26 protein-coding genes are annotated in these 24483 nt (G+C 66.6%); 15 read left to right on the top strand and 11 right to left on the bottom strand.

Annotated features, from left to right (window positions below):
- Positions 1-9: 9 nt before the first annotated feature.
- Genes paaB through NWF24_RS24920 form a run of 5 tightly spaced genes read right to left on the bottom strand, consistent with a single transcriptional unit; the run spans position 10 to position 3946 of the window.
- Complete coding sequence (gene paaB, locus NWF24_RS24940; protein ID WP_093048835.1) at positions 10-318, bottom strand: 1,2-phenylacetyl-CoA epoxidase subunit PaaB; 309 nt, start codon at positions 316-318, stop codon at positions 10-12.
- Positions 315-1325 carry a 1,2-phenylacetyl-CoA epoxidase subunit PaaA gene (gene paaA, locus NWF24_RS24935; RefSeq protein WP_258350884.1) on the bottom strand — a complete coding sequence of 337 codons (1011 nt, stop codon included), beginning with the start codon at positions 1323-1325 and terminating at the stop codon, positions 315-317. Before paaA ends, paaB begins: the two co-directional genes overlap by 4 nt.
- 34 nt (positions 1326-1359) lie before the next feature.
- Positions 1360-2670 (bottom strand): phenylacetate--CoA ligase PaaK, encoded by a 1311-nt coding sequence (gene paaK, locus NWF24_RS24930; protein ID WP_258350883.1) that lies wholly within the window; start codon positions 2668-2670, stop codon positions 1360-1362.
- A 13-nt stretch (positions 2671-2683) separates the two neighbouring features.
- Positions 2684-3139, bottom strand: coding sequence for a hydroxyphenylacetyl-CoA thioesterase PaaI (paaI, locus tag NWF24_RS24925; RefSeq protein ID WP_258350882.1), 456 nt, complete (start codon positions 3137-3139; stop codon positions 2684-2686).
- Positions 3140-3142: 3 nt separating this feature from the next.
- Positions 3143-3946: an enoyl-CoA hydratase-related protein gene (locus tag NWF24_RS24920; RefSeq protein WP_258350881.1), complete on the bottom strand. Its 804-nt coding sequence runs from the start codon at positions 3944-3946 to the stop codon at positions 3143-3145.
- Between the two features lie 151 nt (positions 3947-4097).
- Here NWF24_RS24920 and NWF24_RS24915 point away from each other — a divergent pair, with 151 nt between their 5' ends.
- Positions 4098-4700, top strand: coding sequence for a phenylacetic acid degradation protein PaaY (locus NWF24_RS24915; RefSeq protein ID WP_258350880.1), 603 nt, complete (start codon positions 4098-4100; stop codon positions 4698-4700).
- 73 nt (positions 4701-4773) lie between these two features.
- Positions 4774-5421, top strand: a complete 648-nt coding sequence (locus tag NWF24_RS24910; RefSeq protein ID WP_258350879.1) for a TetR/AcrR family transcriptional regulator — start codon at positions 4774-4776, stop codon at positions 5419-5421.
- Here NWF24_RS24910 and NWF24_RS24905 read toward each other — a convergent pair.
- The 4 genes from NWF24_RS24905 to NWF24_RS24890 are packed head-to-tail and all read right to left on the bottom strand — an operon-like array spanning position 5405 to position 9465.
- A complete protein-coding gene (locus NWF24_RS24905) occupies positions 5405-6442 on the bottom strand; it encodes a VWA domain-containing protein (protein WP_258350878.1) in 1038 nt (345 codons plus the stop codon). The genes NWF24_RS24910 and NWF24_RS24905 overlap by 17 nt on opposite strands.
- Entirely contained in the window at positions 6439-7431 is a 993-nt protein-coding gene (locus tag NWF24_RS24900; protein ID WP_258350877.1) for a DUF58 domain-containing protein, read from the bottom strand. Before NWF24_RS24900 ends, NWF24_RS24905 begins: the two co-directional genes overlap by 4 nt.
- A complete protein-coding gene (locus tag NWF24_RS24895; protein ID WP_258350876.1) occupies positions 7412-8428 on the bottom strand; it encodes an AAA family ATPase in 1017 nt (338 codons plus the stop codon). The genes NWF24_RS24900 and NWF24_RS24895 overlap by 20 nt, the downstream gene beginning before the upstream one ends.
- Positions 8429-8454: 26 nt before the next feature.
- The gene (locus NWF24_RS24890; protein ID WP_258350875.1) at positions 8455-9465 is read right to left on the bottom strand and encodes a S1C family serine protease; all 1011 of its coding nucleotides are present in this window, start codon (positions 9463-9465) and stop codon (positions 8455-8457) included.
- 88 nt (positions 9466-9553) lie between these two features.
- Between NWF24_RS24890 and NWF24_RS24885 the strand changes: the two genes are divergently transcribed.
- The 7 genes from NWF24_RS24885 to NWF24_RS24855 all read left to right on the top strand — a co-directional run bounded on the left by NWF24_RS24885 (position 9554) and on the right by NWF24_RS24855 (position 16325).
- On the top strand, positions 9554-10414 hold the full coding sequence (locus NWF24_RS24885) for a TatD family hydrolase (RefSeq protein ID WP_258350874.1): 861 nt from the start codon (positions 9554-9556) through the stop codon (positions 10412-10414).
- A 129-nt stretch (positions 10415-10543) separates the two neighbouring features.
- A complete protein-coding gene (locus NWF24_RS24880; protein ID WP_258350873.1) occupies positions 10544-10951 on the top strand; it encodes a hypothetical protein in 408 nt (135 codons plus the stop codon).
- Positions 10952-11051: 100 nt separating this feature from the next.
- A complete protein-coding gene (locus NWF24_RS24875; RefSeq protein ID WP_258350872.1) occupies positions 11052-11582 on the top strand; it encodes a DNA-deoxyinosine glycosylase in 531 nt (176 codons plus the stop codon).
- An 8-nt stretch (positions 11583-11590) separates the two neighbouring features.
- Entirely contained in the window at positions 11591-12376 is a 786-nt protein-coding gene (locus tag NWF24_RS24870; protein WP_258350871.1) for a spermidine synthase, read from the top strand.
- On the top strand, positions 12373-14169 hold the full coding sequence (locus NWF24_RS24865; protein WP_093048880.1) for a GspE/PulE family protein: 1797 nt from the start codon (positions 12373-12375) through the stop codon (positions 14167-14169). Before NWF24_RS24870 ends, NWF24_RS24865 begins: the two co-directional genes overlap by 4 nt.
- A gap of 136 nt (positions 14170-14305) precedes the next feature.
- On the top strand, positions 14306-14794 hold the full coding sequence (locus NWF24_RS24860) for a tripartite tricarboxylate transporter TctB family protein (protein WP_093048883.1): 489 nt from the start codon (positions 14306-14308) through the stop codon (positions 14792-14794).
- A 19-nt stretch (positions 14795-14813) separates the two neighbouring features.
- Positions 14814-16325 carry a tripartite tricarboxylate transporter permease gene (locus NWF24_RS24855; protein WP_093048886.1) on the top strand — a complete coding sequence of 504 codons (1512 nt, stop codon included), beginning with the start codon at positions 14814-14816 and terminating at the stop codon, positions 16323-16325.
- Between the two features lie 63 nt (positions 16326-16388).
- On the opposite strand, the gene NWF24_RS24850 is transcribed toward NWF24_RS24855, so the two are convergent.
- On the bottom strand, positions 16389-17312 hold the full coding sequence (locus tag NWF24_RS24850; RefSeq protein ID WP_258350870.1) for a LysR family transcriptional regulator: 924 nt from the start codon (positions 17310-17312) through the stop codon (positions 16389-16391).
- Positions 17313-17408: 96 nt separating this feature from the next.
- Here NWF24_RS24850 and NWF24_RS24845 point away from each other — a divergent pair, with 96 nt between their 5' ends.
- Genes NWF24_RS24845 through NWF24_RS24830 form a run of 4 tightly spaced genes read left to right on the top strand, consistent with a single transcriptional unit; the run spans position 17409 to position 21837 of the window.
- A complete protein-coding gene (locus tag NWF24_RS24845; protein WP_258350869.1) occupies positions 17409-18380 on the top strand; it encodes a Bug family tripartite tricarboxylate transporter substrate binding protein in 972 nt (323 codons plus the stop codon).
- 25 nt (positions 18381-18405) lie between these two features.
- On the top strand, positions 18406-20019 hold the full coding sequence (locus NWF24_RS24840) for a gamma-glutamyltransferase family protein (protein ID WP_258350868.1): 1614 nt from the start codon (positions 18406-18408) through the stop codon (positions 20017-20019).
- 39 nt (positions 20020-20058) lie between these two features.
- Positions 20059-21006 carry a DMT family transporter gene (locus NWF24_RS24835; RefSeq protein ID WP_258350867.1) on the top strand — a complete coding sequence of 316 codons (948 nt, stop codon included), beginning with the start codon at positions 20059-20061 and terminating at the stop codon, positions 21004-21006.
- 39 nt (positions 21007-21045) lie between these two features.
- Positions 21046-21837 (top strand): SDR family oxidoreductase, encoded by a 792-nt coding sequence (locus NWF24_RS24830; RefSeq protein WP_258350866.1) that lies wholly within the window; start codon positions 21046-21048, stop codon positions 21835-21837.
- Positions 21838-21870: 33 nt separating this feature from the next.
- Here the strand turns inward: NWF24_RS24830 and NWF24_RS24825 are convergent, their stop codons facing one another.
- On the bottom strand, positions 21871-22779 hold the full coding sequence (locus NWF24_RS24825; protein WP_258350865.1) for a DMT family transporter: 909 nt from the start codon (positions 22777-22779) through the stop codon (positions 21871-21873).
- A gap of 107 nt (positions 22780-22886) precedes the next feature.
- Here NWF24_RS24825 and NWF24_RS24820 point away from each other — a divergent pair, with 107 nt between their 5' ends.
- Together NWF24_RS24820 and NWF24_RS24815 are read left to right on the top strand one after the other, a co-directional pair.
- Positions 22887-23870, top strand: a complete 984-nt coding sequence (locus NWF24_RS24820; RefSeq protein ID WP_093050337.1) for a quinone oxidoreductase family protein — start codon at positions 22887-22889, stop codon at positions 23868-23870.
- Positions 23871-23987: 117 nt separating this feature from the next.
- Complete coding sequence (locus tag NWF24_RS24815; RefSeq protein WP_258350864.1) at positions 23988-24389, top strand: response regulator; 402 nt, start codon at positions 23988-23990, stop codon at positions 24387-24389.
- The last annotated feature ends 94 nt before the right edge of the window (positions 24390-24483 follow it).

Below are 24483 nucleotides of genomic sequence, written 5' to 3'. Positions count from 1 at the left end.
TGGCCTTGCTCACATGTGGTCGACCGACTTGGGCAGCGCGTAGAAGGTCGGGTGGCGGTACACCTTGTCTTCCGCCGGGTCGAAGAACATGTCCTTGTCGCCCGGGTCGCTGGCCACGATCTGCTCGGAGCGCACCACCCAGATGCTGCTGCCTTCCTGGCGGCGGGTGTACACGTCGCGCGCCATCTGGATCGCCATCTTCGAATCGGCCGCGTGCAGGCTGCCGCAGTGCTTGTGGTCGAGGCCGGCCTTGCTGCGCACGAACACTTCCCACAGGGGCCACTCTTGCTTGCTGTCTTGGGTATTTGGGGCGCTCATGCGGCCTCCTTCATTGGTTGCTTGTTGGCGTGGGCCATCGCGGCTTCGCGCACCCATGCGCCGTCTTCCCATGCGTCGACACGCGCTTGCAGGCGTTCGCGGTTGCAGGGGCCGTCTCCGGCGATCACGCGCCAGAACTCGCTCCAGTCGATGGCGCCGAAGTCATGTGCCTGGCGCTCTTCGTTCCACTTCAGGTCGGGGTCGGGCAGGGTCACGCCGAGGATGGCGGCCTGCTCGACGGCAGCGTCGATGAACTTCTGGCGCAGTTCGTCGTTGCTGAAGCGTTTGATGCCCCAGCGCATCGATTGCGCGCTGTTGGGCGACTGGTCGTCCGGCGGGCCGAACATCATGATCGACGGCCACCACCAGCGGTTGACCGCGTCCTGCACCATCGCCTTCTGCGCGTCGGTGCCGTGGGTCATCATGGTGAGCAGGGCCTCGTAGCCCTGGCGCTGGTGGAAGCTCTCCTCGCGGCAGATGCGGATCATGGCGCGGGCGTACGGTGCATACGAGCAGCGGCAGATGGGCACCTGGTTCATGATGGCCGCGCCATCGACCAGCCAGCCGATGGTGCCCATGTCGGCCCAGGTCAGCGTGGGGTAGTTGAAGATCGAGCTGTACTTGGCCTTGCCGCTGTGCAGCGCGTCGAACATCTGGTCGCGCGAGGTGCCCAGCGTTTCGGCGGCGGCATACAGGTAGAGGCCGTGGCCGCCTTCGTCCTGCACCTTGGCCAGCAGGATGGCCTTGCGCTTGAGCGTGGGCGCGCGGCTGATCCAGTTGCCTTCGGGCAGCATGCCGACGATTTCGGAGTGCGCGTGCTGGCTGATCTGGCGCACCAGCGTCTTGCGGTAGTGCTCGGGCATCCAGTCTTTTGCCTCGATGAAGTCGCCGGCATCGATGTGCGCGTCGAAGCGCTCTTCGAGCCGCATTTCCTCTGCGGAGCGCACGGCCTTCTGCTTGCCGTCGCCTGCGTCCTTGCCCATGGTGTCCATTGCCTGGGTGTACATGTGCGTGTCCTTTCGGTGGGGTGTGAGGGGTGGTTCAGCGCGGGCGCGTGTCGATCACGCGGCGTGCCTTGCCGGTCTGGGTGCGTTCCATCTCGTTGGGCGCATGGACCACCACGCGCGTGGAAATGCCGATGAGCGTCTTCACGCGGTGCTGCACCCATTCGCCGATGGCGGCGCGGTCTGCCGAGGCGGCGTCGGCGGGGTTGAGTTCGCAGTGCACCTCGACCTGGTCGAGCTTGTCGGCGCGGCTCACGTGCACCTGGTAGAGGCCCGACAGCGCCTTGTGTGCGAGCACGATTTCTTCCACCTGCGTGGGGAAGACGTTGACGCCGCGGATGATCATCATGTCGTCGCTGCGCCCGACGATCTTGCCCATGCGGCGGAACGAGCGCGAGGTGGGCGGCAGCAGGCGCGTGAGGTCGCGCGTGCGGTAGCGCACGATGGGCATGGCCTCTTTGCTCAGCGAGGTGAAGACCAGTTCGCCTTCTTCGCCGTCGGCCTTCAGCTCGCCGGTCTCGGGGTCGATGATCTCGGGGTAGAAGTGGTCTTCCCAGATGACGGGGCCATCTTTGCTCTCGACGCATTCGCTGGCCACGCCGGGGCCCATCACTTCGCTCAGGCCGTAGATGTCGACGGCGTCGATGCCGGCCTTGGCCTCGATGTCGCGGCGCATGGCTTCGGTCCATGGCTCGGCGCCGAAGATGCCGACCTTCAGCGAGCTCTCCTTCGCGTCGAGGCCCTGGCGCTCGAACTGCTCGATGATCACCTGCATGTAGCTGGGCGTGACCATGATGATGTTCGGCTTGAAGTCCTGGATGATCTGCACCTGCTTCTCGGTCTGGCCGCCCGACATCGGGATGACGGTGCAGCCCGCGCGCTCGGCGCCGTAGTGCGCACCGAGGCCGCCGGTGAAGAGGCCGTAGCCGTACGACACGTGCACCATGTCGCCGGGCCGCCCGCCCGCAGCGCGGATGGAACGCGCCACGAGGTTGGCCCAGGTGTCGATGTCCTTCAGCGTGTAGCCGACCACGGTCGGCTTGCCGGTGGTGCCCGACGATGCATGGATGCGCGCGACGCTTTCGCGCGGCACGGCGAACATGCCGAAGGGGTAGTTGTCGCGCAGGTCGCTCTTCACCGTGAACGGAAACTTCGACAGATCGGCGAGCGACTTCAGGTCGTCGGGGTGAACGCCCTTGGCGTCGAAGGCCTTGCGGTAGTGCGGCACGTTGTCGTAGGCGCGCTGCAGCGTGGCGCGCAGGCGGGTGAGCTGCAGCGCGGCGATCTCGTCGCGGCTGGCGGTTTCGATGGGGTCGAGGTCGCCGGGGGCGGGGTGCTTCACGGTCATGTCTGTTGTCTCCTCAGGCGGCAGCGGCGTTCGGGACGGCGGGGCGGCCCTTGGCTGTGTAGGAACGGCCGCGGAACATCGCGATGCGCTCGCCGCGCTGGTTGGTGATTTCGGTGTCGTACACGCCGGTGCGCCCGGCCTTCGACACTTCGTGGCAGCGCGCGGTGAGCAGGTCGCCCTCGCGCGCCGGGGCGATGAAGTCGATGGAAAAACCCGAGGCCACGGTCAGCTCGTTGTACGAGTTGCAGGCAAAGGCGAAGGTCGAGTCGGCCAGCGTGGCCATGAAGCCGCCGTGGCAGATGGCGTGGCCGTTGAGCATGTCGGCGCGCACGCGCATCTCGATGGTGGCCTGGCCGGGGCCGACCTCTACGATGCGCATGCCCAGGCCCTTGCTGGCGTTGTCGTTCTCGAACATGCCGTCGCGGACGTATTCGGCCGTCTGCTGGGGGGTGCGGGTGGTGTCGGTCATGGCTCAGCGATCCTTGAACACGGGCGCGCGCTTGGCGCGGAAGGCTTCGACGCCTTCTCGGTAGTCGTTGGCGTTGCCCATGCCGCGCTGGAGGCGGGCTTCTTCGGCGAGTGCCGCGCCGAGGTCCATGTCTTGCGCGGCGGCCATGGCCTGGCGCGTGGCGACGAGGGCGCGGGTCGGCATGCCGGCCAGCTTCAGTGCGAGCGCTGCCGTGGTTTCGGTCAGCGCCGCGTCGTCCACGCACTGCCAGATCAGGCCGATGCGCGCTGCTTCTTCGGCGGGCAGCTTGTCGCCCAGCAGCGCGATGCCGAGCGCGCGAGCCGAACCCACAAGGCGCGGCAGCAGCCAGGTGCCGCCGGTGTCGGGCACGAGGCCGATCTTGGTGAAAGCCTGGATGAAGCTGGCAGAGCGGGCGGCCACCACGAGGTCGCAGCACAGCGCGAGGTTGGCGCCCGCTCCGGCCGCCACGCCGTTGACGGCGGCGATCACCGGCACCGGCATCGAGCGCAGGCGCGCGACCAGCGGGGCGTAGTAAGTGGAGATGACGTGGCCCAGGTCCTTGGGCGCGGCGCCGGGCGTCGGGTCGGGGGCGACCGAAGGGTCGGCCAGGTCCTGCCCGGCAGAGAAGGCGCGGCCTGCGCCCGTGAGCACCACGCAGCGCACGCTCTCGTCTTGAGCCGCCAGCTCCAGCGCCGCCATGAGTTCGGCGTGCAGCTGTGTCGTGAAGCTGTTGAGCGCCGCGGGGCGGTTGAGGCTCAACGTGCGTACGGCGCCGGCGTTGCCGGTGAGTACCAAAGGCTCAGTCATTGCGTGTCTCTTTCATCCTTTGTGGGAGTGGATCGGAGTGCAAACACTATTGACCGACCGTTCGGTTGATTTTAGTATCGAGCCTGCAACCGGCACAAGCTGGAGCTATTCAGGGCAAACCCTGAGTCCCGCAAAAAATAAAGGAGACCGAATGCCCAGCTACTCCATCGACGACGTAATTCCGGTCGTCGACCCGAGCGCGTACGTGCACCCCACTGCCGTGCTGATCGGCGACGTGATCGTCGGCCCGAACTGTTATGTAGGCCCCTGCGCCAGCCTGCGCGGCGACTTCGGCCGCATCGTGCTGGAGGAGGGCTCGAACGTGCAGGACCACTGTTGTGTGCACGGCTTTCCCGACAACGACACGGTGATCGAGGTCAATGGCCACATCGGCCACGGCGCGATCCTGCACAGCTGCATCGTGCGGCGCGACGCGCTGGTGGGCATGAACGCGGTGGTGATGGACGAGGCCGAGATCGGCGAGAAGGCCATCGTCGCGGCCTGCGCCTTCGTGCCGGCCGGCATGAAGGTGCCGGCGCGCTCGCTGGTCGCGGGCATTCCGGCCAAGGTGAAGCGCGAGCTGAGCGATGACGAGATCGCGTGGAAGCTCGAAGGCACGCAGACCTACCAGGAGCTCACGGTGCGCAGCCTCGCGAGCCTGCATGAAGTGACGCCGCTCGCGCAGGTAGAAAAAGACCGTCCGCGCCTGCCGGCCACCGAGGTGCGTTCGCTCATTGCGACCAAGCGGGGCTGACCCGATCCCCCGATCCGCGCTTCGTGCAAGATCGCGCGTTGTCCCCAACAGCCAAACCCAGGAAACCGACCCGATGCCGCGTGGAAGATCCGCCACTTACGACGATCAGCGTGAACTGATCCTCGCGCAGGCCGCCCAGCTGTTCGCGCGCAGCGGCTATCCCGCCACCTCGATGAACCAGGTGGCCGAGGCCTGTGGCCTCTCGAAGGCCACGCTCTATCACTACTACAAGGACAAGAGCAGCCTGCTGATCAGCATCGCCGAGACGCACGTCTCCAAGCTCGCGGCGCTGGTGGCCGAGGAAGAGGCCTCGACGCATACCGACGAGCAGCGCCTGCGCCGCTTCATCTATCGCATCGTCGAGGAATATGCCGGCGCGCAGGACGCGCACCGCGTGCTGACCGACGACGTGCGCTTTCTCGCGGAAGCCGACCGCGAACGCGTGCTCGACAAGGAGCGCGAGGTGGTCGCGGGCTTTGCGCGCGCCGTGTCCGCACTGCGCCCCGGCGCACCGAGCGACGATCTCGCCAAGCCGCTGACCATGCTGCTGTTCGGCATGATCAACTGGATGTTCACCTGGATGAAGCCCGGCGGGCGGCTCGATCACGCGGCCATTGCGCCGATCGTGGCTGATCTGTTCCTGGGGGGCATCGGGGCGGTCAAGACGCCCGATGCGCCGGCGGCCAAGCCGCGAAAGTCGGCTGCTAAAGAATCCGGTTGAACCAGAGCAGCGACAGCCCCGCCGACAGCAGCGTCAGCACCGCCGCGCACATCGCGAACAGCGCCGAGATTTCGGTTTCCTTTTTCTCCACCGTGAGCTTGGAGCTCAGTGTCTCGTAGACCTTCTTCAGGTCGTTCGCGGTGCCGGCGTAGAAGTACTCGGCGTTCGTCTTGTTGGCGATGGCCTTGAGCGTGTCTTCGTCGAGCCGCACGCGCATCGACCAGCCTTCGAAGCCGATGGTTTCGCCATCGACCGTGCCTACGCCCACCGTGTAGATGCGCACGCCGCGGTCGGCCGCGGCCTTGGCCGCATCGAGCGGGTCGACGCCGGTGGTGCGCTGGCCGTCGGTCAGCATGATGATCGCGGCCGAGGTGAATGAGCCCGGCGCCACGGGCGTGAAGTCCTTGAGCTTCTTCTCGTTCTGGTCGATCGGCATGCCGCGCTGGCGGCTCGGCGCGCTGAACTGTTCGACGTCGATGCCCGCGTCGGGGAAAAGCGTGGCCAGCGACACCACGATGGCATTGCCCGTGGCGGTGGCGCGCTGCAACTGGAAGCTGTCGATGGCGGTCACCAGGTCTTCGTGGTTGGTGGTGGGCAGTTGCGCCACCTGCGCGCTGCCCGCGAAGGCGACGATGCCCACCTTCACGCTGCGCGGCAAATCTTTGATGAAGCTCTTGGCTGCTTCCTGCGCCGCCACGAGCCGGTTGGGCAGCACGTCGGCCGCGCGCATGCTGCCTGACACGTCCATCGCCAGGATGATGGTCTGCTGGTTCGACGGCAGCACCACCACCGCCATCGGCCGCGCCGCGGCCACCAGCATCGCTGCCATGGCCAGCAGGAACAGCAAGGGCGGAATGTGCCGCCGCACGCTTTGCCCGGTGCCCATGGCCTCGCGCACGATCGACAGGCTGGCGTAGCGCACCGCCAGCTTCTTCTTGCGGCGCAGCAGCCAGAGGTAGAGCAGGATCAGCAGCGGCAGGGCCGCCAGCAGCCAGAGGAATTGAGGCCAGAGAAAAGTCATGCTGCCACCGCCTTCATGCCAGCTGGGCCGCCGATGCGCGTGCGGCGCTTGCGCATATCGGCGAAACGGACGATGGCTTCCACCAGGTCGTCCTGGGTAGAGAGCTCGAGTGCGTCGACGCCTGCCCTTGCCAGCGCCTCGCGCAGTGCGGTTTCACGTTCGGACGCCAGGCGCGCGAAGCGCTTGCGAAAGCCCGCGTCGTGGGTGTCGACCCACAGCTGCTCGCCGGTCTCGGCATCGCGCAGCGGCACCAGGCCGAGGTCGGGCAGTTCGAGTTCGAGCGGGTCGAACAGGCGCACGGCGACCACTTCATGGCGTTGCACCAGTTGGCCCAGCGGGCGCTCCCAACCGGGCTCGCTCAGAAAGTCGGACACCACGAACACGGTGGAGCGGCGCGGCATCAGCGTGGCGGCCGACTTGAGCAGGTCGTCCAGGCGCGTCATGCCTTTCTGCGTGGGCACGGTCTCGGCCTTGCCGGCGCGCTTTTCCATCGCATGCAGCAGGTGCAGCACGTGGCGTCGTCCGCTGCGCGGCGGAATCACCGCTTCGAGGTCGCTGCCGTAGACCAGCGCGCCAACCCGGTTGCCGTGCCGCGTGAGCAGCCGCGCCAGCACGCCGACGAAGCCCGCCGAGATCTCGCGCTTGGCCTTCAGGCCCGAGCCGAAGTCGACCGAGCGGCTCAGGTCGAGCACGAACCACGCGGCCATCTCGCGGTCTTCGGTGAACACGCGCACATGCGGCGTCTGCAGCCGCGCGGTGACGTTCCAGTCGATGTGGCGCACGTCGTCGTGGTGCTGGTACTCGCGCAGGTCGGCCAGGTCGAGCCCGGTGCCGCGCATCAGCGTGCGGTAGTCGCCCTGCAGCAGGCCGTCGAGGCGGCGGATCACGGTCCATTCGAGCCGGCGCAGCGCGCGTTCGGCCCCACCGGCTTCTGCGGCGAGCCGTTCGTCGTTTGCGGCCGCGGGGGCCTTACGCCACCAGCTTTTCATGTTCGAGAGGCTTGGGAGGGGCGGGGACTGCACGCATGATTTTCTCGACCAGGCCGTCGGGCGTCAGGCCCTCGGACAAGCCTTCGTAGGAAAGCGTCACGCGGTGGCGCAGCACGTCGGGCACCAGCGCCGTCATGTCTTCCGGCAGCGCATAGCTGCGGCCGCGCAGCAGCGCCAGGGCGCGCGCGCCCTCGGTCAGGCTGATGCTGGCGCGCGGGCTGGCGCCGAAGGTGATGAAGCGGCGCAGATCCTTCAGCCCGTGCTTCTCGGGCGTGCGCGTGGCCGACACCAGCTTCACGGCGTATTGAATGAGCGAAGGGTCGACGTACACGCGCCGCGCCTCGGCCTGCAGCGCCGCGAGCTGCTCGGTGGTGGCGACCGGCGTGGCGTTGACGGGCGGGCCGATCACGCGCTGGACGATGACGAATTCTTCCTCGTCGCTCGGGTAGTCGACCAGCACTTTCATCATGAAGCGATCGACCTGCGCCTCGGGCAGCGGGTAGGTGCCCTCGGTCTCGATGGGGTTCTGCGTGGCCATCACGAGGAAGGGGCGCGGCACCTTGTGCGTTTCGCCGGCGATGGTGACCTGGCGCTCCTGCATCACTTCGAGCAGCGCGCTCTGCACCTTGGCCGGCGCGCGGTTGATTTCGTCGGCCAGCAGCAGGTTGGCGAACACCGGGCCCAGCGAGGTGCTGAACTCGCCGGTCTTCTGGTTGTAGATGCGCGTGCCCACGAGGTCGGCGGGCACCAGGTCGGGCGTGAACTGGATGCGCTTGAACTGGCCGCGCACGGTGTCGGCCAGCGTCTTAATGGTGAGCGTCTTCGCAAGGCCCGGCACGCCTTCGACCAGCAGGTGCCCGCCCGCGAGCATGCCGACCATCACGCGCTCCAGAAAGCGGTCCTGGCCCACGACCACGCGCTTCACCTCGTAGAGGATCTGCTCCATCAGTTCGGCGGTGCCGGCGGGCGTGGGGTTGGCGGTCTCTGCTGTGCTCATGCGAAGGACTTTCGAAGAAGGATCGGTCAGAACGGTGGAGAACCTGCGGCGGAAGCGGCGTTCTCGATGGGCACAGCGAAGCCGATGCCGATGAAGGTGCGCTGCTGCGTCGGGTTGAGGATGGCGGTGACGATGCCGAGCACCTCGCCATCCATGTTGATCAGCGGACCGCCCGAATTGCCGGGGTTGGCTGCGGCATCGAACTGGATCAGGTTGCCCAGCTCCTGCTTGCCCTCGGGCGAGCGGAACGAGCGCTTCAGGCCCGACACCACGCCAGCCGACACCGACGGCCCGATGCCGAATGGAAAGCCCACGGCCGCCACCTGGTCGCCGGGGCGCAGGTCGGCGGTCGAGCGCATGGTGGCGGGGATCAGGTCGTCGGGAATCTTTTGTGCCTGCAGTACCGCGAGGTCGTTCTCGGGCTGCACGCCGGTGATGGTGGCGATGGCTTCCAGCCCGTCGTAGAAGGTGACCTTGATCTTGTCGGCGCCTGCGACCACGTGCAGGTTGGTGAGGATCACGCCCTTGTCGACGATCACCACGCCCGTGCCCACGCCGCGCTCGACTTCGCCCGGGGCCTCGCCGTCGTTGGGGGCTTCGGGCGGCTTGCCCTTGGCGATGTTGCGTCCGCGCTTCTGGGTCTTGGCTTCGGGCGTGTGCTTTTCTTCGCCGTAGCTCACCACCCGCACCACCGAGGGCCGGATGATGTCGGCCGCCTTGGCCGCGGGCGAGGGCAGTGTGTTGGTCTGCAGCGTGCGCAGCACGGCCGCATCGATGTCTTTTTGAGTGAGGGCCTTGGCGCCCGGGCGCGGCATCCACAGGGCGGCGCCGGTGACCAGCGCGGCCGACAGTACGAAGAGCAGCGCGAAGCTGCGGCGGCCGGGTTGCCAGCCGGGTTTTTTCGTGGGAGCAGCCTGCAGGGCCTGGCCCCCGCCAGCGTTTTCGGCCGATGCTGGCGCATCCGCCCGTTCGGCCGCCTCGTCTGCGGCCGGTGGCAGCGTGCGGGGCGAACGGCTGTAGAAAGCGGGCCTGCGCATCGGAGCACCTCCGGCTAAAAAATCGCGTGAAGGAGTTCACAGTAGCACGCTTTCCGCGCCTGCGCATCCCATCAGGCATCATCGTGCGATGGCTACCTTCGTCGATACCCACTGCCATCTGGATGCGCCCGAATTCGGTGCGGAGATGCCGGCCCTGCGCGCCCGCGCCGCCGGGCTGGGGGTGGCGATGTGCGTGATCCCGGCGGTGGCCGTCTTCAATTTCGCCACCGTGCGCGAATTGGCCCATGCGCAGGGCGATGCCTACGCGCTGGGAATCCACCCGCTGTGCACCGGCGAGGCGAAGGACGAAGACCTCGAAACCCTCGATGCCGAGTTGACAGCACGGCGCGGCGACCCGCGGCTGGTAGCGGTCGGCGAGATCGGGCTCGACTACTTCGTCGAGGGGCTCGACGGCCCGAAGCAGGAGCGTTTTTTTCACACTCAGTTGCAACTGGCACGCAGGCATGGGTTACCCGTGCTCATCCACGTGCGGCGCTCGGTTGACAAGGTGCTCAAGCATCTTCGCCAGACGGCGGGCGGCAGACCGTGGCAGGGCATTGCCCATGCCTTCAACGGCAGCGAGCAGCAGGCCCATGCGTGCATCGATCTCGGCCTGAAGCTGGGCTTCGGCGGCGCGGTGACCTTCGAGCGGGCCCTTCAACTGCGGCGGCTCGCCACCACGCTGCCGATCGAATCGATCGTGATGGAAACCGATGCGCCCGACATCCAGCCGCACTGGCTGTACCGCACGCAGGCCCAGCGCGATGCCGGCGAGCCGCAGGGCCGCAACGAGCCGGCCGAGCTGCCGCGCATCGCCGAAGTGGTGGCCGGCCTGCGGGGCATGGGCATCGACGAACTGGCCGCGGCCACCACCCGGAACGCGCTCGAAACGCTTCCGCGTCTCGAAAACCTCATGGCCATGTCGGAACGCCCGCCGCAACCCGCGTAGGCCAATGCCCCGACCTGCCCGGATGCGTGCAGATGGCGTGGATTTGCTGTCATCCTTGAACTTCACCAGTTCGTTGCTGGTTCAGTGGCAAGTCAGTCACTCAAAACTTCATCCAACAAGGAGCTTTACATGACCACGTCTTTCATTCGCACCGTGCCCGTCGTCCTCGCGCTGGCGCTCGCCTCCATCGGCGTGTCGGCCGTGGCCCAGACCACCGCGCCTGCTGCCACCGCCCCGGCCCCGGCCGAGCCCTCCACCACTGAAAAAGTGAAGGAAGCCGGCAAGGACGCCGTTGACGCCACCAAGCGCACGACCAAGAAGGCCGTCGCCGCCACCGAAAAGGGCACCAAGAAGGCCTGGAGCGCCACCAAGCGCACCACCAAGAAGGCCACCACCGCCACCAAGCACGCGGCCACCAAGACCGGTGAAGTCGTCGAGGGCGCCGGCCACAAGACGGCCGACGGCATGCGCAGCACCGGCAAGGCCATCGGCGAGAAGATCCCCGGCACGGCCGAGAACGAAGCCGCCAAGAAGTAAGAGCTGACAAGCCGGCTTCGGCCCTCGCGAAAGAACCCGCTTCGGCGGGTTTTTTCATGGGCCGCGCAAGTGCGTGCGGGACGGTGGCACGATGCCGGCCATGAATCCCCCCGCCACATCCGATGCCGCCAGCTCCATGCTCACGGGGTTGGCGCCCATCGTCTCGCCCGCAACGGCCGTGCTCATCCTCGGCAGCTTCCCGGGCGTCAAGTCGCTCGAACGGCAGCAGTACTATGCACACCCCCAAAACCAGTTCTGGAAGATCTTGCAAGCTGTCTGGCCCGAAGTCCCTTTGCCGTCGGGTGTAGACAGCTACGCGCAGCGCTGCCGCTGGCTGCTCGACCGCGGCCTGGGCGTGTGGGACGTGTATGCGTCCTGCGAGCGCGAGGGCAGCCTCGACTCGGCCATCCGCGCGCCCGTGGCGAACGACATTGCCGGGCTGCACCTGCCGAAGCTCGCCGCCATTGCGCACAACGGCGGCGAGAGCTTCAAGCATGCGCGCCACACGCGCACCCTCGGCGTGCCGGTCTACCAGCTGCCTTCCACCAGTCCTGCCAATGCGTCGTGGAGCTTCGAGCGCAAGCTTGCGGCGTGGCGCGAGGTGCTGGCCACCCACAAACTAGTCGTCTGACGGCATCGATGGCATCGAGCAAAACTTCTATTTCTCTCCCCGAAGTCAATTTCTCCGACTGGGGCGACATCCGCTACCTGCACCTGGGCACCGAATGGGTCCAGGGTTCGATGAAGCTCGACGCGCCTTTCGAGATCGAACTCGAATACGTGCAACGCATGATGGCTTGGCTGCTCTTTGCCGACGGCAAGACCGTGGCCACCCGCCATGCGATGCAGCTCGGCCTGGGTGCGGCCACGCTCACCAAGTTCAGCCGCAAGATCCTGCGCATGCGCACCACCGCGATCGAGCTCAATCCGCAGGTCGTGTCGGCCTGCCGCGGCTGGTTCAAGCTGCCGCCCGACGACCCGAAGCTGCGCGTGGTGATCGCCGACGCCGCAGCCGAGATCCGCAAGCCCGAATGGCACGGCACTGTCGATGCCTTGCAGGTCGACCTGTACGACCACGAGGCCGCCGCGCCCGTGCTCGACAGCGAAGAGTTCTACGCCGACTGCCGCGCGCTGCTCACCGAAGACGGCTGCATGACGGTCAACCTCTTCGGCCGCTCGTCGAGCTACGAGCGCAGCCTCGAAAAGATTGCAGGCGCATTCGGCGCCGATGCCGTCTGGGCCTTCAAGCCGACGCGCGAAGGCAACACGGTGGTGCTCGCGCAGCGCACCCCGAGCCGTCCAAAGCGCGATGCGCTTGCCGAGCGCGCCCAAACGATCCAGACTCGCTGGGGCTTGCCCGCGCCGAAATGGTTGCGTGTCTTCAAGCCTCTGAATATTTCAATCACTCGACCTGCCGGCCCATGAGCGCTGTTCCCGCTGTTTCTGCTCCCGCCCCCCTGGCCGCCCGCCACGAAGGCCCGCTCGACCTTCGGCGCCTTATTGAATGGCTCGCCGCCGATGGCGTGATTTCCCCGGTCGAAGCCAAGCGCACCATCGCGCGTTGCGCGCAGGCCGAAAGCCGGCAGGCACCGCTGGTGCGGCTGGCCAACGTGGCCATGACGCGAGAGAGCGACAACAAGCCGCTAGACCTCGAAATGCTTACGCAATGGCTCGCGGGCCGCGCCGGGCTCACGTACCTGCGCATCGACCCGCTCAAGGTCGACGTGGGCAAGGTGGCCGACACCATGAGCGCCGCCTATGCTGAGCGCCACAAGGTGCTGCCGGTGCAGGTGCTGCCCAACGAGGTGGTGGTGGCCACGGCCGAGCCCTTCCTCACCGACTGGATCGCCGAGGTCGAGCGCCAGGCGCGCCGCTCGGTGCGCCGCGTGGTCGCCAACCCGGCTGACATCCAACGCTACACGGCCGAGTTCTTCGCGCTGGCGAAGTCGGTGCGCGCCGCGCAGAAGGCCGGCGGCAACACCGGCGGCGCGAGCTTCGAGCAGCTGGTGGAGCTCGGCAAGAGCAACAAGCAGCTCGACGCCAACGACCAGAGCGTGGTGCAGGTGGTCGACTGGCTGTGGCAGTACGCCTTCGACCAGCGCGCGAGCGACATCCACCTGGAGCCGCGCCGCGAGCAGGGCGTGATCCGCTTCCGTATCGACGGCATCCTGCATCCGGCCTACCAGATGCCGATGGGCGTGATGAACGCGATGGTCGCGCGCATCAAGCTGCTGGGCCGCATGGACGTGGTGGAAAAGCGCCGCCCGCTCGACGGCCGCATCAAGACCCGCAACATGCGCGGCGACGAAGTCGAAATGCGCCTGTCGACCCTGCCGACCGCCTTCGGCGAGAAGATGGTGATGCGGATCTTCGACCCCGACACCGCGGTGAAAGACCTCGACGCGCTGGGCTTCGCGCAGCACGACGCGCAGCGCTGGGAACAGCTGGTCACGCGGCCCAACGGCATCATCCTGGTGACCGGGCCCACGGGCTCGGGCAAGACCACCACGCTGTATTCCACGCTCAAGCGCGTGGCGACCGAAGAGGTCAACGTGAGCACGGTGGAAGACCCGATCGAAATGATCGAGCCCTCGTTCAACCAGACGCAGGTGCAGCCGCAGCTGGACTTCGGGTTTACCGAAGGCCTGCGCGCGCTGATGCGGCAGGACCCGGACATCATCATGGTCGGCGAAATCCGCGACCTCGCCACTGCCGAGATGGCGGTGCAGGCCGCGCTCACCGGCCACCTGGTTTTCAGCACGCTGCACACCAACGACGCGCCGAGCGCCATCACGCGGATGATGGAGCTGGGCGTGCCTTCGTACCTCATCAACGCGGTGATGCTGGGCGTGCTCGCGCAGCGGCTGGTGCGCACGCTGTGCCCCAACTGCAAGCAGCCCGACGACACCGTCACCCGCGAGAAGCTGGAGACCATCGTCAAGCCGTGGCAGATCACGGGCTCGGTGCGCGCTTACAAGCCGGTGGGTTGTGTCGATTGCCGCATGACCGGGTACATGGGCCGCATGGGGCTGTACGAACTGCTGAGCATCAGCGAGGCGTTCAAGGCGCAGGTCACGAAGGAGCCCAACCTGGGCGGGCTGCGCAGGCAGGCCGTGATCGACGGCATGCGGCCGCTGCGGCTGGCCGGCGCGCTGCGCGTGGCCGAAGGCGTGACGACCATCGAAGAGGTGCTGAGCGCCACGCCGCCGCTGGAATAATCCGGCAGTTCAACATCCGAGAGGCCGCTGAGACCTTTCGGGTTATCCCTAGGCCTTTGGTTAGTGGAATCCACATCAGTCTGACCGGAAGCTGACTCGACAATCCCGCATCGAAATTTGTTCGAGGAGACTGTTCGTGAAGATCAAGAGTCAGAAAGACTTTTTCTCGGGTCTGATGTTCACGGTGGTGGGTGTGGCGTTCGCATGGGGCGCCACCACCTACACCGTGGGCACCGGGGCCCGCATGGGTCCGGGTTATTTCCCGTTGATGCTCGGCATCCTGATGGCCCTCATCGGCCTCGGGATCATGTTCAGCGGGCTCACCGTTGAAACCACCGACGGCGAAAAGATCGGCAAGTGGGCCTGGAAGCAGGTGGTGTTCATCCTGGGCGCCAACCTCGCATTCGGCATCCTGCTCGGCGGCCTGCCGAGCATCGGCGTGCCGGCCATGGGCATGATCATCGCCATCTACGCGCTGGTGATCATCTCCAGCCTTGCGGGCCATGAGTTCAAGTTGCCCAGCGTGCTCGTCCTGGCCACTGTGCTGGCCGTCGGCAGCTATGTCGCGTTCATCTGGGCGCTGAAGCTCCAGATCCAGGTCTGGCCGACCTTCATCACCGGCTGAGAAGAAAGCTGCTCACATCATGGAATTGGTTGAACACCTCTCGATGGGTTTTGGCGTTGCCTTTACCTTCACCAACCTGCTGTACTGCCTCGTCGGCTGCATTCTGGGCACGCTGATCGGCGTGCTTCCGGGCATCGGCCCGGTCGCGACCATCGCGATGCTGCTGCCGGCCACGTACGCGTTGCCGCCCGTGTCGGCGCTGATCATGCTGGCCGGCATCTACTACGGCGCACAGTACGGCGGCTCCACCACCGCGATTCTGGTCAACCTGCCGGGCGAATCATCGTCGGTGGTGACCGTGATCGACGGCTACCAGATGGCGCGCAAGGGCCGTGCGGGTCCGGCGCTCGCTGCGGCCGGCCTGGGCTCGTTCTTCGCCGGTTGCGTGGGCACGCTGATCCTGGCCGCCTTCGCGCCGCCGCTGACCGAGCTGGCCTTCAAGTTCGGTCCGGCCGAATACTTCTCGCTGATGATCCTGGGCCTGATCGGCGCCGTGGTGCTGGCCTCGGGCTCGCTGCTCAAGGCCATCGCGATGATCGTGCTGGGCCTGCTGATGGGTCTGGTCGGCACAGACGTGAACTCGGGTGTCGCTCGCTACAGCTTCGACATTCCGGAGCTCACCGACGGCATCGGCTTCGTGGCCATCGCCATGGGCGTGTTCGGTTACGGCGAAATCATTGCCAACCTCTCGCGCCCCGATGACGAGCGTGAAGTGTTCACTGCCAAGGTCTCGGGCCTGTTCCCGACCAAGGAAGACTTCAAGCGCATGGTTCCCGCGGTGCTTCGCGGCACGGCACTGGGTGCGGCTCTTGGCATCTTGCCTGGCGGCGGCGCGCTGCTGGCAGCCTTCGCGGCCTACACGATCGAGAAGAAGACCAAGCTGAAGCCGGGCGAAGTGCCCTTCGGCAAGGGCAACATCCGCGGCGTGGCGGCTCCCGAGTCGGCCAACAACGCCGGTGCGCAAACTTCCTTCATCCCGCTGCTGACGCTGGGTATTCCGCCCAACGCGGTGATGGCGCTGATGGTGGGCGCCATGACGATCCACAACATCCAGCCCGGCCCGCAGGTCATGACCAGCAACCCCGAGCTGTTCTGGGGCCTGATCGCCTCGATGTGGATCGGCAACGCGATGCTGATCATCCTGAACCTGCCGCTGATCGGCATGTGGATCAAGCTGTTGTCGGTGCCGTACAAGTACCTGTTCCCGGCGATCGTGCTGTTCTGCGCGATCGGCGTGTACTCGACCAACAACAACACCTTCGACATCTGGATGGTGGGCATCTTCGGTCTGGTGGGCTACACCTTCTTCAAGCTGGGTTGCGAGCCTGCGCCGCTACTGCTGGGCTTCATCCTCGGGCCGATGATGGAGGAGAACCTGCGCCGCTCGCTGCTGCTGTCGCGTGGCGACTGGAGCGTGTTCGTGACGCGTCCGATCTCGGCGAGCCTGCTGGCTGCGGCTGCATTGCTGCTGATCATCGTGCTGCTGCCGGCTGTGAAGTCGAAGCGCGAAGAGGCCTTCGTCGAAGACTGACGGCGTTCTGCTCCCTTCAAGACGGCGCCTTCGGGCGCCGTTTTTCGTTTATGCGACGACTCTCTAGGTGCGCGTTCGGGGCGGCTTCATATGCTGCCGAGCCATCGCCAGAAAAGCCATGGCAGCCGGATTGAGCGGATGCTTGGCCAGCCGAATGGCAACCACCGGATATTCCAGCGTGGGCCGCACCACGCCCAGCGCGCGGAGGTTGGCCGGCATCAGCACTTCCACATAGCGCGGCAGCAGCGCCACTCCCGCGCCAGCCTGGATGAGGCCGAAGGCCGTCGACAGCATCGACACGTGATGCACCACGCGCGGGTACACATTGGCCACGCTCGACAGTTGGCGGCTCACGGCACGCCACACATTGGCGTCGGGGTTGACGTGGATGAAGGGCAGCGCTTCAAGGTGCCGGGCCTCGACCACGGCGTGCTGCGCCAGCGGATGGTCGTCCCGCACGAAGAGGGCCATGCGGTCGGAGAACAGCGGCTCCGTTGCCAGCTCCGAATGCTTCTGGCCGATGTCCGAGCCGAAGCCCAGGTCGGCCTCCTGCGAGAGGATGCGCGAGATCATCTGATCTGCCGTGCTGTCGAGCAGTGTGGTCGCGAGCGTAGGGTGCTTCTGCGAAAAGCGGCCGAGCAACGGCGGCAGCAGGGCGCCGGCGGTCAGATGGCCCACCGCCAGCACGATGCGGCCTTCGCGCAACTGCGATTGCGAGCGGCAGGCGTCGACGGATTCATCGATGAGGCGCAGTGCACGCACGGCCGTGTCGACCATCATCTGGCCCGCATTGGTCATGCGGATGCGGCGGCCGCGCACCACCAGCGGCTGCGCCAGCTCTTCTTCCAGGCGCTTGACCAGATGGCTGATGGCCGGCTGCGTGAGCTGCAGGGCCTCGGCCGCCAGTGTGAAGCTGCCTGTTTCGGCCACCGCCGTCAGCGCCCGCAACTGCTGCAGCGAGATCTCTTCAGCGGTGTTCCTTGCCATAAACAGCTTTGATAGTTGAATAAGCAGAATTATCTGGCTTGATGCGCTGCCGCTGCATAGCATCCTTTTTTCGTTCACAGGCACAGAATTCCGTACATGAAACGCCTCCAGTTCCTCCAGGTGCTCGCCGTTGCGCTCGGCATGGCCGCCTCGTCCGCCAGCCTGGCCCAGGGCTACCCGAACAAGCCGATCCGACTGATCGTGCCGTTCCCGGCGGCCGGCGCCACCGATCTCTTCGCCCGCACGCTGGGACAGAAGATGAGCGAGAAGCTCGGCACCACGCTGGTGGTCGACAACAAGCCCGGCGCTGGCGGGGCCATCGGTTCCGACCAGGCTGCCAAGGCCCCGGCCGACGGCTACACGATCCTGCTGGCCACCACCAGCACGCACTCGATCGGCCCCGCCGTCAGCAAGCTGCCCTACGACACGGTGCGCGACTTCACGCCCATCGCGCACGTGGGCGACGCGGCCAGCATCATGCTGGTGCCGGTCAATTCGCCCGCCAAGACAGTGCGCGAGTGGATCGACTACGCGAAGAGGAACCCCGGCAAGCTCAACTACGCATCGAGCGGCAACGGCACCATCGTGCAGCTCACGGCCGAGCTGTTCAAGGCGCAGGCCGGCGTGTTCGTCACGCACATTCCCTACAAGGGCACGGCGCTGGCCATTCCCGACCTCATCAGCGGCAAGATCGACGTGCTGTTCGACTCGCTGCCCACCGGCATGCCGCACGTGCGTGACGGCCGCCTGCGTGCATTGGGCGTTACCTCGCTCAAGCGCAGCCCGCTGGCGCCCGAACTGCCGCCCATTGCCGACACGCTGCCGGGCTACGAGTCGAACACGTGGTTCGGCTTCTATGGCCCGAAGAACCTGCCGGCGGACATCGTCGCGAAGATCAACAAGGCGGCCAACGAGGCGCTGGCCGATCCTGAAGTGAAAGAGAAGCTCGCCCGCCTGGGCATCGAAACCGCGACGCCGGGTACGCCCGATCAGTTCGCGAAGATGGTCGCTGCCGACGCCGCCAAGTGGAAGAAGATCGTCGTCGACCGCAAGATCACCAACGAATGAAGCAGAGAAAGAAGAGCACGCCGAAATGAACTTCGATTTCAACAACCCCTACCTCTCGACCCGCATCCCGATCTTCGCGCGCAACGTGGTGTCGACCTCGCATCCGCTGGCCTCGCAGGCCGGGTTGCGCATCCTGCAGCAGGGCGGCAACGCGGTCGATGCGGCCATTGCCACTGCCGCCGTGATGACGCTGGTCGAGCCAGTGAGCAACGGCCTGGGCAGCGACGCCTTCTGCATCCTGTGGGACGGCAAGGAACTGCACGGCCTCAACGCCTCGGGCCCCGCGCCCAAGGCCTGGACGCCGGAGTACTTCAAGTCCAAGTACGGCGCTGACGCCACCACACCACCGATGCGCGGCATCGATTCGGTCACGGTGCCGGGCGCTGTGCGTGGCTGGGTTGCCATGAGCGAGCGCTTCGGCAAGCTGCCGTTCGCCGACCTGCTGGCGCCGGCCATCGACATCGCCGAGCGCGGCTATCTGGTGCCGCCGGTGGTGCAGGGCAAGTGGGCCGCGGCCACGCCGTTGCTGGGTTCGCAGCCGGGCTTTGCGCAGACCTTCCTGCCGTGGGGCCGTGCGCCCGAGGTGGGCGAGCTGTTCCGTTTCACGGCCGCCGCGCGTGCGCTCAAGGCCATTGCCCGCACCAAGGGCGAGGCCTACTACAACGGCGAAATCGCCGAGGCGCTGGCGAAGTTCTCGGCCGAGCAGGGCGGTGCGCTCACGGTGGCTGACCTCGCGGCCTACCAGCCCGAGTGGGTCAAGCCGATCTCGCGCGACTACCGCGGCCACACGCTGCATGAGATTCCGCCTAACGGCCAAGGCATTGCCGCGCTGATCGCGCTCGGCATTCTCGAAAAATTCGACATCGCCTCGCTGCCGGTCGACTCGGTGCAATCGCAGCATCTGCAGATCGAAGCGATGAAGCTGGCCTTTGCCGACGTGTACCGCTACGTGTCGGAACGCAAGACGATGGAAGTCACGACCGAGCAGATGCTCGACGATGCGTACCTCGCCTCGCGCGCCCGCCTCATCGACGCTCAGCGCGCACAGGACTTCAAGGCCGGCAACCCCGTGAAGGGCGGCACCATCTACCTCACGGCTGCCGACGAGAGCGGCATGATGGTGAGTTTCATCCAGAGCAACTACATGGGCTTCGGCTCGGGCTGCGTGGAGCCCGAATTCGGCATCAGCCTGCAGAACCGCGGCCACGGCTTCAGCCTGAAGGCCGAGAGCCCGAACGTGGTGGCCCCGGGCAAGCGCCCGTTCCACACCATCATTCCGGCCTTCCTCACCAAGGACGGCCAGCCGGTGATGAGCTTCGGCGTGATGGGCGGCAACATGCAGCCGCAGGGCCACATGCAGACGCTGGTTCGCATGCTCGACTACAAGCAGAACCCGCAGGCCGCCTGCGACGCGCCGCGTTGGCGCTTCAACGCGGGGCTCGAGATCAACGTGGAGGCCGCGATGAACCCGGCCACGGTGCAGGGCCTGCGCGACCTGGGCCATCACCTGGAAGTGATCAACGACTCGTACCAGGACTTCGGCGCCGGCCAGTTCATCTGGCGCGCGGGCGAGCCATCGGTGGAGGGCTATGTGGCCGCCAGCGATCCGCGCCGCGACGGCGTGGCTGCGGGGTACTGAGCAAAAGCAAGGGTTTGAAGTTGCCGCGATGATCGGGGGATGAACAAGACAGCCGCATCGCTCGGCATCCCCACTCACGACGGCGCAAGAAAAGGCTATGCGTCCGGTCTGATCCTTGCCACGCTGGGCGCCATCGCGTTCAGCGGCAAGGCCATCATCGTCAAGCTGGCGTACCGCTACGGCGTGGACGCCATCACGCTCATCATGCTGCGCATGCTGTTCGCGCTGCCGCTCTTTGCCGTGATGGCATGGTGGGCGGGGCGCGGCAAGCCTGCGCTGACGGGCCGCGACTGGATCGGCGTGATCGGGCTCGGCTTCTCGGGCTACTACCTCGCGAGCTTTCTCGACTTTGCGGGGCTCGCGTACATCTCGGCCAGCTTCGAGCGGCTGATCCTGTATCTCAACCCCACGCTGGTGCTGCTGTTCGGCTGGCTGATGTACCGGCGGCGCGCCACGCGCCCGCAGGTGCTGGGCATGATCGTGAGCTATGCCGGCGTGCTGCTGGTGTTCGGCCACGAACTGTGGACCGGGGGCGGCGGCAAGGGCGGCGGGGCGGCGGCGTGGGGCGCGTTCCTGGTGTTCCTGAGCGCGGTGAGCTATGCGGGCTATCTCGTCTACAGCGGCGAGTTCGTCAAGCGCCTGGGGTCGCTGCGGCTCGTGGGACTGGCCACCACCGTGGCTTGCGTGCTGTGCATCCTGCAGTTCGTGCTGACGCGACCGATGAGCGTGGCGATGCAGGTGGCGCCCGAGGTGATCTGGCTGTCGGTGCTCAACGCCACGCTTTGCACGGCGGTGCCCGTGCTGATGGTGATGATGGCCATCGAACGCATCGGCCCCGCCGTGGCCGCGCAAACCGGCATGATCGGGCCGCTGTCGACCATCCTCATGGGGGTGGTCATACTGGGCGAGCCGTTCACGCCGTGGATCGCGGCCGGCACTGTGCTCGTCATTGCGGGCATTTTCGTTTTCACACGCAAGGGGCGCTGAAGCCCCTTGCCGTACTGACTGACTCACAGGAGCAACAACATGGATCTGGGTATTGCAGGCAAGACCGCGCTGGTGTGCGGCGCGAGCAAGGGGCTGGGCTACGGCTGCGCCGAGGCGCTGGTGCGCGAGGGCGTCAACGTGGTGATCGTGGCGCGCGGCGCCGAGGCACTGGAAGCGGCTGCGAAGAAGCTGAACGAGGCGGCCGGTGCATCGGGCCCGTTCGTCAAACATGTGGCCGCCGACATCACGACCGAAGCCGGCCGCGCCGCAGTGTTCGCGCTGGGCCATGACTTCGACATCGTCGTCACCAACGCAGGCGGCCCGCCGCCCGGCGACTTCCGCAACTGGGACCGCGAGGCGTGGATCAAGGCGGTCGATGCCAACATGCTCACGCCGATCGAGCTGATCAAGGCCACGGTCGACGGCATGGCCAAGCGCGGATTCGGCCGCATCGTGAACATCACGTCGAGCTCGGTGAAGTCGCCCATCGACATCCTGGGCCTGTCGAATGGTGCGCGCAGCGGCCTCACCGGCTTCGTGGCCGGCGTGGCGCGCACGCCCATCGCGGCGCAGGGCGTGACCATCAACAACCTGCTGCCGGGCTCCTTCGACACCGATCGCCTCAAAGGCACGATGGCCGGCGCCGCGCAGAAGTCGGGCCAGGACTTCGACACTGTGTGGGAAGCCCGCAAGAAGAACATTCCTGCGAAGCGCTTCGGCACGCCGGCGGAGTTCGGCGCCATCTGCGCGTTTCTGTGCAGCATGCAGGCCGGCTACATGACCGGCCAGAACGTGCTGGCCGACGGCGGGGCCTACCCGGGAACTTACTGAGCTCGCCCCCAGGCTGCGCGAGGCCCGGTGTTTTCAGCGCCGAGACGCCACCACGATTCCGCCCACGATCAACAGGAACGCCGCGCCGTGATACCAATGCGGCGGCTCCCGCAGGAAGGCTGCTGACAGCACCGCCGCGAACAGCGGCGTGAGGTTCATGAAGATGCTTGCCGCCTGCGGGCCCGCGCGTTGCACGCCCGTGCCCCAGCAGCGATACGCCACCACCGCGGGCCCGATGCCGATGAACAGCATCGCGGCGATGAGTGGCCAGCCCAGGTCGATGTGGGCGGGTGTCAGCGTCCACTCGCCGGCGGCCAGTGCGCCCGACCATGCGACGCCGAACACCAGCTGCGACATCAGGAACGCGGCCCAGTCCTGCCGCACGGCCTTGGGCTCGTGCGTGCGCGCAAGCAGCCAGCTGTAGAAGGCCCAGGCGATGGTGCCCAAAATCATGTAGAGGTCGCCCGGCACCAGCCGCAGCCCAAGCAGTTGCTGCCATTCGCCGCGGCTGAGCACCAGCAGCACGCCCACCATCGACAGCAGCGCGCCGCCGATCTCGCGGGCACTGATGCGAGCGCCGAAGAACAACGCCCCTGTCGCGAGCATCCACAGCGGCAGGCTGGAGCCGACCAGCGTCACGTTGATGGGCGTGGAGGTTTGCAGCGCCAGGTACTGGAACGCGTTGTACAGGCCGATGCCCAGCAGCCCGAGCACCGCATAGCGTTTCCAGTGCTCCCACAGCGGGCTGTTGCGGCGCAGCACCGGCGCGGCCAGCGGCAGCAGGAGCACGAACGCGATGACCCAGCGCACGAAGTTCAGCGTGAGCGGCGACACCATGTCGCGCACCAGCCGGCCGACCACGGCATTGCTGGCCCAGAGCAGCGGCGGAACGATGAGCAGGAGAACGGTGAGGGGAGCGAGGCGCTGCGGCTGTGTCTGCATGGCCGCCGACTCTACCGGGCAATGATGCCCCGCGCCGCCACGGGAAACCCAGACGTGGCAGGATGCCCATCCTTCTTCTTTTCCTGTGTGTGGAGACTGCAACGATGATGAGCAAAGCCGTCCGTATCGACCGCCATGGCGGCCCCGAAGAACTGAAGATCGTCGACGTGGAAGTCGGCGAGCCCGGCCCCGGCGAGATCCGCATCCGCCACAAGGCCGTGGGCCTGAATTTCATCGACACCTACCAGCGCAGCGGGCTCTACCCGTTCGCGATGCCGCTGCAGTTGGGCATGGAAGCCTCGGGCATCGTCGAAGCGGTGGGCGAGGGCGTGACGCACCTGAAGCCCGGTGACCGCGCCGCCTATGCCAGCCCGCCCCCGGGCGCCTACTGCGAACTGCGCGTGATGCCGGCCAAGTGCGTGTGCAAGCTGCCCGACGACATCTCCTTCGAGACCGGCGCGGCCATGATGCTCAAGGGCCTGACCACCCAGTACCTGCTGAAGAAGACACTGCCGGCCGAAGGCCTGCAGGCCGGCGACTTCATCCTGTTCCATGCTGCGGCCGGCGGGGTGGGCCTGATCGCCTGCCAGTGGGCCAAGGCGCTGGGCCTGCAGCTGATCGGCACGGCCGGCAGCGACGCCAAGTGCAAGCTCGCGCTGGCGCACGGCGCGGCGCACGCCATCAACTACAGCACCGAGAACTTCGCGGCCCGCGTGAAGGAAATTACCGGCGGCAAGGGCGTGAAGGTGGTGTACGACTCGGTGGGCAAGGACACCTTCGAAGGCTCGATCGACTGCCTGCGCCCCTTCGGCCTGCTTGCCATCTTCGGCAATGGCTCGGGTCCGGTGCCACCGGTCAACCTCGGCTTGCTGGCGTCCAAGGGCTCGCTCTATGTGACGCGGCCGACGCTGTTCACCCACATGGCCACGCGCGAAAGCACGCAGGCGATGGCCGACGACCTGTTCGCGGTGGTGCGAAGCGGCGCGGTGAAGATCCCGATCGACCAGCGCTATGCATTGGCCGACGTGCAGCAGGCGCACCGCGACCTGGAAGCGCGCAAGACCACGGGCTGCACGATCCTGACGCTCTGAATGGCTCCAGTGGGACAGGGCGCCAGTCTTGTCCTACCGGCGGTGGGGTGTCATGCCTTCGACTTGTGCCGGGTGCACTTTGTAGCCTGTGAACACAGCGTAGAGACGAGCCAGCCCATGACCACAGTTCGCACCTTCATCGTTGAAGACAACCCCACCATCCGTAAGAGCCTTGTGGGTACGTTGCGCGAGGTGGCGCGGGTCGATCCGGTCGGCGAGGCCGAGTCGGAGGAGGAAGGCTCGCGCTGGCTGTCGGACAACCTGTCGCAATGGGACCTGGCCATCGTCGACCTGTTCCTGAAGGACGGCACCGGCTTTCGCGTGCTCGAGGCGTGCCGCCACCGAGGCCCGTCGCAGAAGATGGTGGTGCTGAGTAACTACGCCACGCCCGATATGCGGCGCAAGTGCGCACACCTCGGCGCCGATGCCGTGTTCGACAAGGCCACCGAAATCGACGACCTGATCGACTATTGCCTGCGCCATCGTCAGGCGCAGTTCAGTTCGCCCGCCGCACACTGAGGCAGGGGCATTTTTCGCCGACCGGCAGCCAATGCCGGACTTCGCCGAAAATGCATCTCCAAAGGCGCGAGGAGCACGCGCCGGGCTCCGCAAA

It is taken from the genome of Variovorax paradoxus (assembly GCF_024734665.1).
Lineage (GTDB): Bacteria > Pseudomonadota > Gammaproteobacteria > Burkholderiales > Burkholderiaceae_C > Variovorax.
This window is presented reverse-complemented; position numbering and strand designations above follow the sequence as displayed.